Origin of the sequence: Afipia birgiae 34632, assembly GCF_000308295.2 — a bacterium.
Lineage (GTDB): Bacteria > Pseudomonadota > Alphaproteobacteria > Rhizobiales > Xanthobacteraceae > Afipia > Afipia birgiae.
Map to the genome: position 1 here is coordinate 1271981 of NZ_HG326652.1, position 15099 is coordinate 1287079.

The following is a 15099-nucleotide window of genomic DNA, read 5'->3' on the forward strand; positions in this document are numbered from 1 at the left end:
TCCGGAAGGAGGCGTAGTGTTCATATGAGAACATTCCTCCTCGCCGTCGGCACACTCGCACTGATCATCGGCTTGCTCTGGATCGGCCAGGGCACCGGTTACGTGAACTGGCCGCAGACCAGTTTCATGATCAGCCAAATCCAATGGGCCTATTACGGTGCTGCACTCAGCCTCGCCGGACTGCTCTTGATCGCGTTCATGCGAGGCAGCTAGGCGATATCGTTTCGATATGATTTGATCTCCGCGAGCGGCGAAGACCGCAACGGAGCCAATATGCAAAAAACTCCCTTCGACCTCACCGGCAAGGTTGCCCTCGTCACCGGCGGCAATGGCGGTATCGGCCTCGGCATGGCCCGCGGTCTTGCCCGGGCGGGCGCAAGCGTTGTCATCGCAGGGCGCAACAAGGCAAAGTCCGAAGATGCAGTTCGCGATATCGAAACGCTTGGCGCCAAGGCGCTGGCAATTGCCGTCGACGTAACCGACAAAGCCTCTGTTGCCGACATGGTCGAAGCCACATTGAAACAGTTGGGCAGCCTCGACATTCTCGTCAACAATGCGGGAATGAGTGTCCGGCATCCAGCCCACATGCTCAGTCTCGAGGACTGGCACACGGTGATTGACACCAACCTCACGAGCGCCTTCATCTGCTCAAAAGCGGTCTATCCGGCGATGCAGGAAGCCGGTGGCGGCAAGATCATCAACATCGGCTCGATGATGTCGATTTTCGGCGCGAGCTTCGCGCCCGCTTATGCCGCGAGCAAAGGCGGCATCGTGCAGTTCACCAAGTCGATCGCGTTGTCGTGGGCCGCGGACAACATTCAGGCCAACGCGATCCTGCCGGGTTGGATCGACACCGCCCTCACCCGGACCGCGCGCGAGCAAATTCCGGGACTTAACGACAATGTCCTGAACCGCACGCCAGCAAAGCGCTGGGGCAACATCGACGATCTGGCTGGCACCGCGGTGTTTCTCGCATCAGCCGCATCCGACTTCGTCACCGGCACGGCGATCCCGGTGGATGGCGGCTATTCCACACAAGGATGATCATGTCTTCTCGGGAGAGTGCACGTGTTCCGGCCGAACACCAATGCCGAGCAGACGGGCCGTGAGCCCCTGAAGCCATGGCAGCGCATTGATCACGCGCACAGCGAGCGGCGGCTTTAGATCTTCGCCGGACAACGCGCGATTGATAATGCGATCCTGAACGACGGTCTGCATGGTCTGCGTCATCCGCGTCGGAAACAGGCGGCGCTTCTGAACCCCTTCGAGGTCCTCGATCGATGGTCCTCCTGCCCCGAATTTGTCGAACAGGATGTTCGCGGCAGCGACCGCATCCTGTACCGCAAGATTGACTCCGACGCCCCCGACCGGCGACATTGCATGTGCAGCGTCGCCAATACAGAGCAGCCCTGGTAACGCCCATTGCGTCAGTCGATCGATTCGAACTGTGAGCAACTTGACGTCATCCCAGCTTTTTACATCATCGATGTGATCGCGCAGAATTGGCACCAACGATACGACATTCTCGCGAAACGCATCGATTTCCCGCGCCTTGATGTCGTCGATCCTGCCTTTGGCGATCACATAGGCGCATTGCCAATAGTCGTCGCGATCGATCGTCACCATCATCTGACCACGATGCAGGCGCGCGAAAATACCATCGCTGTCGGTCTTGCGTTTCCCAACGCGAAACCAGAGTACATCGATCGGCGCGCCGATATCCTCGATCTTGAGGCCGGCCTGCTCTCGCAGGATCGAATGACGGCCATCGCAAGCCACCGTCAAGTCAGCCGAAATATGAAGCGGCCCTTGGGGCGTGGCAGCAACGACGCCGGTTATGCGTGCGCCGTCCCTAACGAGTTCGGTTGCCTCGGTCGACTTCAGAACCTGAAGGCCTGGAAACCGCGCGCCCTTTGTATCGAGAAAATTGAGAAAGTCCCATTGCGGCATCAGCGCGATGAAGGGACACGCGGTGTTCAGCCGCGACAGGTCGGCGATCTGCACCGGCGTTGAGCCAAACATGCCCTGCATCTGCGTCAATTGCTGATGCGGAATTTTCAGGAAATCGTCGAGGAGGCCTAGTTCCAGCATCACCTGCATGGTCGATGGATGAACCGTGTCGCCACGGAAGTCGCGAAAGAAGTCCGCATGCTTTTCGAGAACAACGGTTTTGATGCCCGCTCGGCCAAGCAGATAGCCAAGCATCATTCCGGCCGGCCCACCGCCCACAATGCAGCATTGTACCGCGAGAGAGCGCCTGGCAGGTTCGCTTGGGCTCTCGAAGGACATAGACGTTCCCTATCTTACCGCCGGAAGTTCTTGATCTCCGAGAGGCTGCCGTCCTGATAGGTCAGTTCGACTGAAACAGATCTGGTCGACGCCGGGATCTTCATATACGACGCGGCGTTTTCCGGGATTGCCGATGGATCCCTTGGATTGCACGGCGGAATCTTGACCACCTGGTTCGGCACCGTCGTGTCGATGCCAATGCGCATTTCCCGAACGGCGCAGCGGAACGACAAAATCTGCGAGTAATAGACCAGCGGGCCGCTATAGCCGCCGAACGAAAGCCAGCTGTTGGATGTCATATCCAGCAGCTTGCGATGACTGGCGATCAACGCGGCTTCAGGATCGAATTTGATCGGAAAGGGCCCCTGCATCTGGCCAGTCGGATCGACGTAACGCACCTGAATCGTCGCCGCCGGCGCATCGTTCGGCAGTTCGATAGAAGGGTTCGGCATACGCCGCCGCGTTCGTGGATCGAGCGCATCGGTAAATCCGGTTTCCTTGAACTCTCCACTCTCGCCAAGCCGCCAGGAAATCGCCAGCGTCGGATCGGCAATCGAGAACGCAATCGACCAGCCGCCGTTGTGGCGCATGAAGCTCGCGATCGGCGCGTTGCCGTTGTCGATCACAATCGGAGGTGTCGGCTGCACCGGCAGCGCCGCGACCTGCACCTGCGGCTCGACGGCGATGGCGCGGTCGCCATCCTTGACTGGCCTCAAAACGAAGTCACCGACGATCTGGTCGTAGTATGCAGGTGTCTGCATCCGGTTTGCAGCTACTGTCATCTTGCGCACGTCGGATTGGGTCCGCTTTGCGATCTGCACGAGGTTGAGGCCCGGCTGCGTCAGCTCGCGCACGAAGGTGCGGGTAAATACCGAATTGGGATTGGGATCGTTGTCGTTCAGGCGGTCGAGCGCAGTCTGCTTTGCGCCGGCGGAAAAAAACACGAACACGCCTTCCGGCGGTGAGATCGGCGCGAGACCCCCGCTTCCGCTAAGTGCACGAGTGCCTGTCGCTTCAAACGGATTGTTGCGGCAGGCGTCGAACACGAAGATCGAGGTCCGTGCGCCACGGGCCTGAAGCCGCGAGATCACGCGTTCGGCTGCGAACGCGCCGTCACGGATCAATTCCTCCTGACCTTGCGTCACAGCCGCGATGTCCGTCGGCAGCAGATAGTTCTGGCCATTGATCTCGAATCCATGCCCGGCAAAAAAGAAAAATGCCGTGTCGCCCGGCTCGACAATCTTGTCGAACGCCAGCATCGTTTCGCTGAAAGCCTTGCGGGTCTGGTTTTCTGCGAACAGCACGTTAAAGCCGAGCTGTTTCAACGCATCGCTCATGGTGCGCGCATCGTTCACCGCCTTCTGCAGCGGCGGCACGTTGCGGTAATCATTGTTGCCGATCACCAGCGCTACCCGCTTTTCGGCGTAGGCAGGCGCGGCAAACGCGGCCGTCAGCACAACGAGGCCGATCAGCAGCGTCGCGAACCGATAAATGGTCATAATCTGTCCCCTCGGACCGCCCCGCGGGCAAGGCCCGGTTCCGGTGGTCAGTATGTCATAGTCGCGAAGGACAAGAAGGCGGTTCACGTGAACCAGCCCAGAGGCTGAAAACCCATTCAACTTGTTGTCGTATTAAGGTTTTTCGCGGTTTTAGCCCTCAAATTCATTGACTTTCGCCGTTTCATGCCTATGTTCCGCTGCAACGCGGTCAGAATCGAGACGCGATTTCCTGGCCAGCCGCCTGTCGGCAAATATCTCCTCCCCGTGCCCTTAAAGCGTGCCGTTCCGGGGTGAGCGCGACAGAAATTTCCAGAGTCCGAACGGCGATTTCGACTCGAGGCTCAATGTCCTTTTCCAATCTCGGCCTGTCCGACAAGGTTCTCGCTGCCGTGGCGGCGACTGGTTATACGATCCCCACCCCCATCCAGGAAAAAGCGATCCCCCACGTTCTTGCCCGGCGCGACGTGCTCGGCATCGCCCAGACCGGCACCGGCAAGACCGCCGCTTTCGTGCTGCCCATGCTGACGCTGCTGGAAAAAGGACGGGCCCGCGCGCGCATGCCGCGCACCCTCATCCTTGAACCGACCCGCGAACTCGCGGCCCAGGTGAAGGAAAACTTCGACAAATACGGCGCCGGCCAGAAGCTGAACGTCGCACTGCTGATCGGCGGCGTGTCATTCGGCGATCAGGACACCAAGCTGATGCGCGGCGTCGACGTGCTGATCGCGACGCCAGGCCGGTTGCTGGATCACACTGAGCGCGGCGGGTTGCTTCTCACGGGTGTCGAACTGCTGGTGATCGACGAAGCCGACCGCATGCTCGACATGGGCTTCATTCCCGACATCGAGCGCATCTGCAAGCTGGTGCCATTCACTCGCCAGACCCTGTTTTTCACGGCGACGATGCCGCCGGAAATCCGGCGCATCACCGAGACCTTCCTGCACAATCCTGAGAAGGTCGAAGTCTCCAAGCCGGCATCGACCGCGACCACCGTGACCCAGTCGCAGGTCAGCGTTGGCCGCGAACCGCACGAAAAGCGCGAGATGCTCCGGCAGTTGCTGCGCGACGCCAAGGATCTCAAAAACGCGATTATTTTCTGCAACCGCAAGCGCGACGTCGCGGTTGTTTACAAATCACTCCAGAAGCATGGCTTCAGCGTCGGCGCCCTCCACGGCGACATGGATCAGTCGGCTCGCACCGCCTCGCTCGACCAGTTCCGTAAAGGCGAGCTTCCGCTGCTGGTGGCTTCCGACGTCGCAGCTCGCGGCCTCGATATCCCCGAAGTCAGCCACGTCTTCAATTTCGACGTTCCTCACCATCCGGATGACTATGTCCACCGCATCGGCCGCACCGGCCGGGCCGGACGCCTCGGGACCGCGATTTCGATCGTCAGTCCTGCGGACCAGAAATCTGTCGCCGCCATCGAGAAGCTGATTGGCCAGTCTATCGCGCGCGCTGATGTCGTCCCCGTTGCGAGCACCGAAGCATCGCCCGCCCGCGAACAGCAGGCCGAGCGTGCGACGGAAGATCGCAAGCCTCGCCGCGATTCCCAGCGAACCCGTGGTGGCCGCAACAAGTCCCGCAAGCCCGAAGGCGCAGACCGGAAGCCTCACGCAGCTGAAAAGCCCGCACAATCTCAGGCGCCGTCGATCGGACGCGCCATGCCGCCCCCCGCGCGCGAACAGCATGCCGAGCCGGGAGACCACTCGCACCTTCCCGCGTTTCTCCTGCGACCAGTCCGCGCCCGCGGCTAACCACAACCGATTGACCCGCAAGCCAATAATCTCGTTTACGGGTCATTCATTCTCCTCCCTTAACGTGCTCTCGATATTTTTAGCCATTTCGTTGAAAGGGTGGGCAGAAGCCTGCCCTTGAAGGACACCGAACGTGATTGGCCTGCTGGAAGAATACGAACGCACCATGGCGTTCGCCGAAGTCGCTTTGGGTCAAATCCGATCCTTGCGTCAGAACGCAGTGCCTCGCAATTATGAGATTTGGTATATCTACGCGACCGGCTACAACGCAGCCCTCAACAAAATCATCAACGAAACGCTGGGACGCAACGGCAAGCTGACCGAGGCCGATCTCGAGCAGATCTACGAAACCTATCTCTCCCAGAACCGCACCACTGAGCGTATCGACACAGTCGGCACGCGGGTGATCAACGAAATCGACGACGTGATGAATCTCATCACGGATGCTCTGGGAATGACCTCCACCTTCGGGCGCAACCTCGAAGGCGCCACCCAGGAACTGACCAGCGCGAAGGATCGCGAGCAGGTCAGGGCCGTGGTCGAAGCACTCATTGCATCGACGCGGGAAATGCAGGAAACAAACAAGGCGCTGGAATCCCGCCTCGCCACGTCCAAGCAACAGATCAGCAGCCTTCAGCACAGCCTTGAAGCTATTCGCGCAGAAAGCCTGACCGACCCCCTCACCTCACTGGGCAATCGAAAATTCTTCGACCGCGCGATCGAGAATGCGGTTACGCATGCAGCCGAATGCGGCGAGCCGCTGTCCCTGCTGATGCTCGACATCGACCATTTCAAATCCTTCAACGACAATTACGGTCACCTCACCGGTGACCAGGTATTGCGCCTTGTCGCGATGTCGCTAAAGCAGACGACCAAGGGACAGGACATCACCGCGCGCTACGGTGGCGAAGAATTCGCCGTGGTCTTGCCGAACACGGCCCTGCGTCAGGCGTTGACGGTCGCCGACAACATCCGTCGCGCCGTGATGTCGAAGCAGTTGAAGAAGAAATCGACGGGCGAGATCCTCGGCCGTGTGACCATTTCTATCGGTGTATCGATGCTGCAGCCCGGCGACGACCGCGAAAGGCTGATTGAGCGCGCGGACGCCTGCCTCTATGCAGCCAAGCGTAACGGCCGCAATCGCGTGATCTGTGAAGCAGATCCCGAATTTTCGCCGACCGACCGCATTCAGGTCGCTTAACGCTTTTTCGCGGCGCCCTTTTTCGGGCCGGCTTTCTTGCCCTTGGTAATTCTCTTGGCAGCTTTCGCCCGCGCTTTCCCATCTGCGGACGGCTTCGCCTGATTCGTTCGGGCCTTGGCCGGAACGAGCTTCGCAGCCCGCTGGGTTGCTCGTTTTTTCACCCCGGACTTCTTCGCCGCAGCCCGTTTCGCCGCACCCACAGCCTCGCGCGCCCACGCAGCCAGTTCTTCAGGGTCATCGTAAAGCCGCTCCGGCAAATGCCGATACGATTTCACGACAACCGTCTTCTTTCTGGTTTCATACTGGAATGGTTTGGCGCCCTCGGCTTCGTAGCGCGGGATGGTGAGGTCATCGACCCTGAAAATGATACCGGCACGCAGCGCCATCGCGAAATTCACGCCATCAGAGACGATGCCGTAGCCGCTGAACATCCGCCGCAGCACGATGGGGCCGAATTCGGAAAACAGGTCGATGAGATAATCCCGGTCCATTACCCCGGACCGGATCGATCAGCCGTCGATTTTCGCGGCGGTCAACTGAACCGACTCGCCGCAACCGCAGGCGCTGACCTGATTGGGATTGTTGAAGATGAACTGCGCTTGCATCTTGTCGGCCTTGTAGTCCATCTCGGTACCGAGCAGAAACAGAACCGCCTTCGGATCGACGAGCACCTTCACGCCCTTGTCCTCTACGACCTCGTCGGTTGGGCGCACTTCGTGGGCATACTCGACAGTGTAGGACTGGCCGGCGCAGCCGCCATTCTTGATGCCAACGCGAAGACCGACGATCTCGGAGTCGGCGCGCGCCGACAGTTCCTTGACCCGCGACGCAGCAGCGTCCGTCAGCCGCATAACCTGCGGGCGGGGGCGCGCGGCCGGCTTTGCGGCGGGTATCGGAGTGCTTGGCGTCATACCACTCATTTGTTCATTCCTCGTGGCAGTTCAAGGCTGCCCTGAAATGCAGAATAGATACCGAATCGGCTTCGTCTCAACTCACCACATGTTGAGGACGAGGCGTGCCTCGTCTGACATCCGGTCCGGAGTCCAGGTCGGCTCCCAGACGACGGCGACGCTGACAGGGCCAACGCCCGCGACACTGGCCACAGCATTCTCCACCATGGTCGGCAGTTCGCCTGCCGCCGGGCAATTCGGCGTGGTCAGTGTCATCTGCACGTCCACGGAGCGGTCGTCCTTGATGTCGACCTTGTAGATCAGGCCCAGTTCATAGATGTCCGCCGGGATTTCCGGATCGAACACGGTCTTCAGCGCAGCCACGATGTCGGTACCCAGCCGTTCGGTTTCCTCGGGAGGAAGCGCCGACTGGGTATCGAATTTCAGGCCCGCCGGTTCGGCCGTCTGGATGGTGTCGTTCATGAGAATAGCTCCCGCGCCTTGATAAGCGCCTGCGCCAACTGATCGACTTCAGCGCGCGTATTATACATGCCAAATGAGGCACGGCACGTTGCCGTCACGTTGAATCGCTCCAGAAGTGGCATGACACAATGGGTGCCGGCCCGGACAGCGATGCCACCACGGTCGATGACCGTCGCCACATCATGTGGGTGCGCGCCCGTCATTTCGAAAGAGATGACCGGCCCCTTGTCCTTCGCCGTACCGATAATGCGGAGTGAATTGATCTCGCGCAGCCGGTCGGTCGCATAGGTCAGGAGGTCGTGTTCGTGCTTGGCGATACGGTCCTTGCCGATCGAATTCACATAATCGATCGCTGCACCGAGCCCGATCGACTCGACGATTGCCGGAGTGCCAGCCTCGAACTTGTGCGGCGGATCGCCGTAGGTCACCCAGTCCTTCGCGACCTCGCGGATCATCTCGCCGCCGCCGTTGTAAGGACGCATCGCAACGAGGTGGTCATACTTGGCGTACAGCACACCGATCCCGGTCGGGCCATACAGCTTGTGGCCGGTGCAGACGTAGAAATCGCAATCGAGATCTTGCACGTCGATGTTCAGATGCACCGAACCTTGAGCGCCGTCCACCAGCACCGGAATGCCACGCGCATGCGCAAGCTTCACGACGTCCTTGACCGGCACGACGGTACCGAGCGCGTTGGACATCTGCGTGATGGCGACGAGTTTGGTCTTCGCCGTCAGCAGTCTCTCGAACTCGTCGATCAGGAAGTTGCCTTCGTCATCGACCGGCGCCCACTTGATCACCGCCCCATACCGTTCGCGCAGGAAATGCCACGGCACGATGTTCGAGTGATGCTCCATGATCGAGAGCACGATCTCGTCTCCGGCCTTGATGTTCGGCTCACCCCATGACGACGCCACGAGGTTGATCGCCTCGGTGGCATTGCGCGTGAAGATGATTTCTTCGTTGCGCTTCGCATTCAGGAACTGCGCAACCTTGGTGCGGCCGCCCTCATAAGCGTCCGTCGCCGCGTTGGCGAGATAATGCAGGCCACGATGGACGTTGGCGTATTCGGACTTGTAGGCCTCCATCATACGATCGAGCACAGCGTTCGGCTTCTGCGCCGAGGCCGCGTTGTCGAGATACACCAGCGGCTTACCATAGACCTTCAGCGCGAGCGCCGGAAAGTCCTGCCTGACACGCTCCACATCATATGAGCCATTGGCGACTGCCGGATGCATGATCAGCCTCGCGTCGCCAGCCAACGCTCGGCAGCGGCGACCGCGAAGTCGCGAAGATTATCATCCACGATCGACTCGATAGCCTCGCCGACGAAAGCTGCGATCAGAAGTGCTTGCGCTTCATTCTCGGGCAAGCCGCGCGCGCGCAGATAGAACAACAAGCTCTCATCGAGAGCACCAGCGGTCGCGCCGTGACCGCACGTTACGTCATCTGCGAAGATTTCCAGCTCCGGCTTGTTGTCCGCTTCGGCTTCGTCCGACAGCAGCAACGCGCGGGTCATCATCTTGCCGTCAGTCTTCTGTGCGTCGGGACGCACAATGATGCGGCCCTGAAACACCGAATGCGCGCGATCGTCGAGCACCGAGCGGAACACCTCGCGGCTCGTGCAGTGCGGAACCGCGTGATCGACGACGAGCGTAGTGTCACCATGCCGGCGGGCGCCGAGCAGATTGACGCCGTTGGTGGTCAGCTCGCTCCCTTCGCCGGCGAACGTGATGAAGCCCTGATAACGGCTGACGTTGCCGCCATTGGTCAGATTGAACGTATTGAGCTTGGCCTTGGCGCCAATCGTGACGATGCCGGTCGATATGTTAGCGGCGTCGAGCGCGTCTTCCATCAGGCGGACATGCTGGAGCTCCGCACCGTCACCAATCCAGATCACGACGGAATCGTGCGTCTGATAAGATTCGGCACCTTCTGCAGCGACGAAGCTTTCGACGAACGTCATGTGCGCACCCTTCCCGACCTTCAGCAGCGAGCGCGTAACAAGCGACGTGCTGGAATTGGTGGCCACATGGACGATATGAACTGGTTTTGCGAGCGCGATGCCCTCAGCCACGTCGATCACGACGCCATCCGTCGCCAGCGCGGCATTCAAGGAAATCATCGCGTCAGACGCCACGCTGGTTTTGAGCAGGTCGGCACGAACCTTGTTGTCGTTGTCCTCGAGAACCTCGCGCAACGCGCGGACATGAACGCCTGCTTCGAGCGCGGTCACATCCGACAATTGGGGGGCGAACACGCCGTCAACGAGGACCAGCTTCTGCGTGCTGTCGATGCCGAGCGATTTAACGGCCTTGGCGGCACGAGCAAACGCGGCCTGATCCGGCGCAGGCGCCAGTGGCGCGACCTCGCGCAGCAAAGCGCGCAGGTCAGTATACTTCCATTCCTCGATACGCCGGTGCGGCAGGCCGCGACGCACGAAGTCGTCGAAAGCAATCTGCCGGACCTCGGCAACGGTGCCCGACCCGGGCAGACGGCTCTGCGCCGCGGCGAACAATTCGCCGAGCGCATGGTCCGTCGTGGGCTTAACCAATGCAACGTTCATGATTGGACCCGCTTACGCTGCCTTGTCTTCGAACTGTGCGTAGCCGGACTCTTCCAGCTCCAACGCCAGTTCCTTGCCGCCGCTCTTGACCACGCGGCCCTTCGACATGACGTGGACGAAGTCCGGCACAATGTAGTTCAGCAGCCGCTGATAGTGGGTGATGACGACCATCGCGCGATCCTTCGAGCGCAGCACATTGACGCCGTCGGCGGCGACGCGCAGCGCGTCGATGTCCAGACCCGAATCCATTTCGTCGAGAATACAAAGACTCGGCTGGAACAACGCCATCTGCAAAATCTCGTTGCGCTTTTTCTCGCCGCCGGAGAAGCCAACGTTGACGCCGCGCTTCAGCATATCCATCGGAATGTTGAGCGAGTCCGCGACGGAACGCACCTTCTTCAGGAAGTCCGGCACCAGAAGTTCCGCTTCACCACGCGCCTTGCGCTGGGCATTCAATGCCGTGCGCAGGAAATTCATGGTGGTGACGCCGGGGATTTCCACCGGATACTGGAACGCGAGGAATACACCCTTGGCGGCGCGCTCATCGGGCGCCATCTCCAGCACGTCTTCGCCCTTGAACAGGATTTCGCCAGCGGTCACGTCATAGCCTGGCTTGCCGGCAATGACGTGAGACAGCGTCGATTTGCCGGAGCCGTTTGGCCCCATGATCGCATGGACTTCGCCCTGATTCACGGTGAGGTCGAGACCATGCAGGATCTCGTTATCTTCCACCTGAACCTTGAGGCCTTTGACTTCGAGTAACGCGGTCATCCAACACTTCCTTCCAGCGAGATCGAGATCAGCTTCTGCGCCTCGACCGCAAATTCCATCGGCAATTGCTGCAACACGTCCTTGACGAAGCCATTGACGACGAGCGCCACGGCTTCTTCCTGCGACAGTCCGCGCTGCACGCAGTAGAACAGCATGTCCTCGGAAATCTTCGACGTCGTCGCTTCGTGCTCGAACAGCGCCGACGAGTTTTTGGCTTCGATGTACGGCACGGTATGCGCGCCGCACTTGTCGCCGATCAGCAGCGAGTCGCACGCCGTGAAGTTACGTGCGCCCGTCGCCTTGCGATGCGCCGTGACGAGGCCGCGATAGGTGTTCTGCGAAACGCCGGCAGCGATGCCCTTCGAGATGATGCGGCTGGTCGTGTTCTTGCCCAGATGAATCATCTTGGTGCCGGAATCGACCTGCTGGTAGCCGTTCGAAATCGCGATCGAGTAGAACTCGCCGCGCGAATTGTCGCCGCGCAGAATGCAGCTCGGATACTTCCAGGTGATCGCGGAGCCGGTCTCGACCTGGGTCCATGAAATCTTGGAGTTCTTGCCCCGGCAGTCGCCACGCTTGGTGACGAAGTTGTAGATGCCGCCCTTGCCTTCCGAGTTGCCCGGATACCAGTTCTGCACCGTCGAGTATTTGATCTCGGCATCGTCATGGGTGACGAGCTCGACGACGGCAGCGTGCAACTGGTTCTCGTCGCGCTGAGGCGCGGTGCAGCCTTCGAGGTAAGAGACGTAAGCGCCCTTGTCGGCGATGATCAGCGTGCGCTCGAACTGGCCGGTGTTGCGCTCATTGATGCGGAAGTAGGTCGACAGCTCCATCGGGCATTTCACACCCGGCGGCACGTAAACAAACGAGCCATCAGAAAACACAGCCGAGTTCAGCGTCGCGAAATAGTTGTCGGAGGTCGGCACCACGGTGCCGAGATATTTTTTCACCAGATCGGGATGTTCGCGGATCGCTTCCGAGATCGGCATGAAAATCACGCCGGCCGCCTTCAGCTCCGCCTGGAAAGTCGTCGCGACCGACACCGAGTCGAACACCGCATCGACGGCCACGCGGCGCTCGCCTTCGGGACGCACAACGCCGGCAAGCATCTCCTGCTCGCGCAGCGGAATACCGAGCTTCTCGTAGGTCTTCAGAATTTCCGGATCGACCTCATCGAGCGAGGCCAGCGCCTTCTTCTTCGGCGCGGAATAATAATAGAGATCCTGATAGTCGATTTTCGGATAGTTGACGCGAGCCCAGGTCGGCTCTTCCATGGTCAGCCAGCGGCGGAACGCCTCAAGACGCCATTCCAGCATCCACTCGGGTTCGTTCTTCTTCGCGGAGATGAATCGAACGGTGTCTTCGGAAAGCCCTTTCGGGGCCTTCTCGGATTCAATGATGGTCTCGAATCCATAACGATATTGATCGACGTCGATCTGGCGAACCCGATCGACCGTCTCTTGTACGGCCGGCATTTTAATCCTCCGCTCGCGGTTTCAAGGACCGCGGTGGACCGCTAAGTTGTATGCGGCTTGAATACACGCATTGCGTGAAGGTTAGAACTGTTCAAGCCCGATTGCTGTGGCTTTACGTAATACACCTGAGAGCTTTATCCAAGCCTCAAGACACCGATCTATGTCCGCTTCGGTAGTGTCCCAGCCCAGACTGAGGCGAATGGCTCCCTGCAGGAGCGCCGGGTCCGCTTTCATGGCCTGCAACACATGGGACGGCTGGACCTTGCCGGAGGAACAAGCAGACCCCGACGATACCGCAATGCCCTCCAGATCGAAGCCGATCACGGCGGTTTCCGCCTTCAGGCCAGGAGCCGAAACCAGCGTAGTGTTGGGCAGCCTCGATACGGCATCCGAGAAGATTACGGTGCCGGGATGGTTCCTGAGGCCGATTTCAAGCCGCTCCTGAAGGGCCTTCATCCGCGGCGCATCGACGTCCATCGCCCCTATGGCAGCCCTCACGGCGGCTCCAAAGCCCGCGATTCCGGCGACATTCTCGGTTCCCGCCCGACGACCCTGCTCCTGCCCGCCGCCCCTGATCAGCGCGTGCAGCCCCTCGATCCCGGCGGAAGCGACGACTGCTCCGATGCCCTTGGGACCACCGACCTTATGCGCAGAAACCGTGAGAATATCCGCCCCAAGCGCCTTGATATTGATAGGCATTTTTGAAAACGCCTGAACCGCATCGACGTGCAGGACGCCCCCGGCCCCATGAACCAGCGCCGCGACCTCGGGAATCGGCTGAATCGCGCCAGTCTCGTTGTTCGCCAGCATCACGGAAACCAGCGCCGGAGGACCGCTTTCCAGCAGACCTGCAAGGCTCGTCAAATCGAACACGCCCGAGGGCAGCACTGGCGCTACCTGGATCGCTCCTTGAGCGAATCGCCCACCAGCAAGCACCGACGGATGCTCAATCGCGGAGACAATCAGACGCTGCACCGGTTCTCCACCTGCCCGGCAAAGCCCGGGCCCAAGCGCCAGCGCATTCGCCTCCGTGCCTCCAGAGGTGAAAACGATGTTCCGCTGATCGGCGCCTACGGCCGCAGCTATTGCGGAACGCGCATCTTCGATGAGCTTCCGGGCCGCCCTGCCCTCGCTATGAACCGACGAAGGATTGCCGCTGATATTGAACGCAGCCTCCATCGCGCTGCGGGCTTCAGGCCGCAGCGGCGTCGTCGCATTCCAGTCGAGATAGACACGGTCACGCATAATGTCTGAGAATCCAGTCCGGTCCGAAGGGCGCTTTACCGCACAATCGCATGAAAATAATCAGCAATCCGGCCTCCCAGATAGTCTCTGCAGGCTCAATATGCTTGCTTTTTGCCCCTTGCCCCATGCTAGAACGCGGCACCCGTTCATCGCGCCCCGCCGCGCGCATGGCAACACTCGAGAGACACATCGTTTGCATCGGCCAACCCGGCCCGCATAACGACGCTTCAAAGGAATTTTGATGCCTGAGGTCATTTTCACCGGCCCTGCCGGCCGTCTTGAAGGCCGATACCACCCGGCGAAGCAGAAGAATGCGCCGATTGCGATGGTGCTGCACCCGCATCCGCAGTTCCAGGGCAACATGAATCACCCGATCGTGTATCAGGTCTATTACGCGTTCGTGGCCCGTGGCTTCTCTGTGCTGCGCTTCAACTTCCGCGGCGTCGGCCGTAGCCAGGGACAATTCGATCACGGCACCGGTGAGTTGTCCGATGCGGCATCCGCGCTCGACTGGGCACAGACCATCAACCCCGAAGCGCGCGCCTGCTGGGTGGCCGGCTTCTCGTTCGGCGCATGGATTGGCATGCAACTTCTGATGCGCCGTCCCGAGGTCGAAGGCTTCATCTCGATCGCGCCGGAGCCCAACCGCTACGACTTCTCGTTCCTCGCACCCTGCCCCTCGTCCGGCCTGATCGTTCATGGCGACAAGGACATCGTCGCACCCGCGAAGGACGTCACGACGCTGGTCGAGAAGCTCAAGACGCAAAAGGGAATCGTGATCGATCAGCAGGTCATTCCCGGCGCCAACCACTTCTTCGTCGACAAGATGGAGCCGCTGATGGAATCGGTGACGTCCTATCTCGACATGCGGCTCGCCAACGTCCGCTGAACATCCAATCTCTCTCAAATAAAATGGCGCGGACATT

General features: G+C 60.1%; 15 protein-coding genes. 5 read left to right on the forward strand and 10 right to left on the reverse strand.

Annotated features, from left to right (window positions below; translation table 11 throughout):
* Positions 1 to 24 precede the first annotated feature (24 nt).
* Together BN32_RS06125 and BN32_RS06130 are read left to right on the forward strand one after the other, a co-directional pair.
* Positions 25 to 213: a hypothetical protein gene (locus BN32_RS06125; RefSeq protein ID WP_019197246.1), complete on the forward strand. Its 189-nt coding sequence runs from the start codon at positions 25 to 27 to the stop codon at positions 211 to 213.
* A gap of 60 nt (positions 214 to 273) precedes the next feature.
* The gene (locus tag BN32_RS06130; RefSeq protein WP_040426047.1) at positions 274 to 1044 is read left to right on the forward strand and encodes an SDR family NAD(P)-dependent oxidoreductase; all 771 of its coding nucleotides are present in this window, start codon (positions 274 to 276) and stop codon (positions 1042 to 1044) included.
* Here BN32_RS06130 and BN32_RS06135 read toward each other — a convergent pair whose 3' ends face one another.
* The gene (locus BN32_RS06135) at positions 1045 to 2289 is read right to left on the reverse strand and encodes an FAD-dependent oxidoreductase (RefSeq protein WP_051488440.1); all 1245 of its coding nucleotides are present in this window, start codon (positions 2287 to 2289) and stop codon (positions 1045 to 1047) included.
* 14 nt (positions 2290 to 2303) lie between these two features.
* Positions 2304 to 3788: a caspase family protein gene (locus BN32_RS06140; RefSeq protein WP_019197249.1), complete on the reverse strand. Its 1485-nt coding sequence runs from the start codon at positions 3786 to 3788 to the stop codon at positions 2304 to 2306.
* A 344-nt stretch (positions 3789 to 4132) separates the two neighbouring features.
* Between BN32_RS06140 and BN32_RS06145 the strand changes: the two genes are divergently transcribed.
* Positions 4133 to 5542 carry a DEAD/DEAH box helicase gene (locus BN32_RS06145; protein ID WP_019197250.1) on the forward strand — a complete coding sequence of 470 codons (1410 nt, stop codon included), beginning with the start codon at positions 4133 to 4135 and terminating at the stop codon, positions 5540 to 5542.
* Between the two features lie 133 nt (positions 5543 to 5675).
* Positions 5676 to 6743, forward strand: coding sequence for a GGDEF domain-containing protein (locus tag BN32_RS06150; protein WP_019197251.1), 1068 nt, complete (start codon positions 5676 to 5678; stop codon positions 6741 to 6743).
* On the opposite strand, the gene BN32_RS06155 is transcribed toward BN32_RS06150, so the two are convergent.
* The 8 genes from BN32_RS06155 to BN32_RS06190 all read right to left on the reverse strand — a co-directional run bounded on the left by BN32_RS06155 (position 6740) and on the right by BN32_RS06190 (position 14173).
* Entirely contained in the window at positions 6740 to 7234 is a 495-nt protein-coding gene (locus tag BN32_RS06155) for a TfoX/Sxy family protein (protein ID WP_019197252.1), read from the reverse strand. The two genes, BN32_RS06150 and BN32_RS06155, sit on opposite strands and share 4 nt — an antisense overlap.
* An 18-nt stretch (positions 7235 to 7252) precedes the next feature.
* On the reverse strand, positions 7253 to 7663 hold the full coding sequence (locus tag BN32_RS06160) for a HesB/IscA family protein (protein ID WP_082773511.1): 411 nt from the start codon (positions 7661 to 7663) through the stop codon (positions 7253 to 7255).
* Positions 7664 to 7735: 72 nt separating this feature from the next.
* Positions 7736 to 8116 (reverse strand): SUF system Fe-S cluster assembly protein, encoded by a 381-nt coding sequence (locus tag BN32_RS06165; protein WP_019197254.1) that lies wholly within the window; start codon positions 8114 to 8116, stop codon positions 7736 to 7738.
* Entirely contained in the window at positions 8113 to 9354 is a 1242-nt protein-coding gene (locus BN32_RS06170) for a cysteine desulfurase (protein WP_040426048.1), read from the reverse strand. Before BN32_RS06170 ends, BN32_RS06165 begins: the two co-directional genes overlap by 4 nt.
* A 2-nt stretch (positions 9355 to 9356) precedes the next feature.
* Complete coding sequence (gene sufD / locus BN32_RS06175; protein WP_019197256.1) at positions 9357 to 10682, reverse strand: Fe-S cluster assembly protein SufD; 1326 nt, start codon at positions 10680 to 10682, stop codon at positions 9357 to 9359.
* A 12-nt stretch (positions 10683 to 10694) separates the two neighbouring features.
* Complete coding sequence (sufC, locus tag BN32_RS06180) at positions 10695 to 11453, reverse strand: Fe-S cluster assembly ATPase SufC (protein ID WP_019197257.1); 759 nt, start codon at positions 11451 to 11453, stop codon at positions 10695 to 10697.
* On the reverse strand, positions 11450 to 12928 hold the full coding sequence (sufB, locus tag BN32_RS06185; RefSeq protein WP_019197258.1) for a Fe-S cluster assembly protein SufB: 1479 nt from the start codon (positions 12926 to 12928) through the stop codon (positions 11450 to 11452). Before sufB ends, sufC begins: the two co-directional genes overlap by 4 nt.
* Positions 12929 to 13009: 81 nt before the next feature.
* Positions 13010 to 14173, reverse strand: a complete 1164-nt coding sequence (locus BN32_RS06190) for a cysteine desulfurase family protein (RefSeq protein ID WP_019197259.1) — start codon at positions 14171 to 14173, stop codon at positions 13010 to 13012.
* A gap of 241 nt (positions 14174 to 14414) precedes the next feature.
* On the opposite strand from BN32_RS06190, the gene BN32_RS06200 reads away from it, so the two are divergent.
* Complete coding sequence (locus tag BN32_RS06200) at positions 14415 to 15062, forward strand: alpha/beta hydrolase (RefSeq protein WP_006020406.1); 648 nt, start codon at positions 14415 to 14417, stop codon at positions 15060 to 15062.
* Positions 15063 to 15099 lie beyond the last annotated feature (37 nt).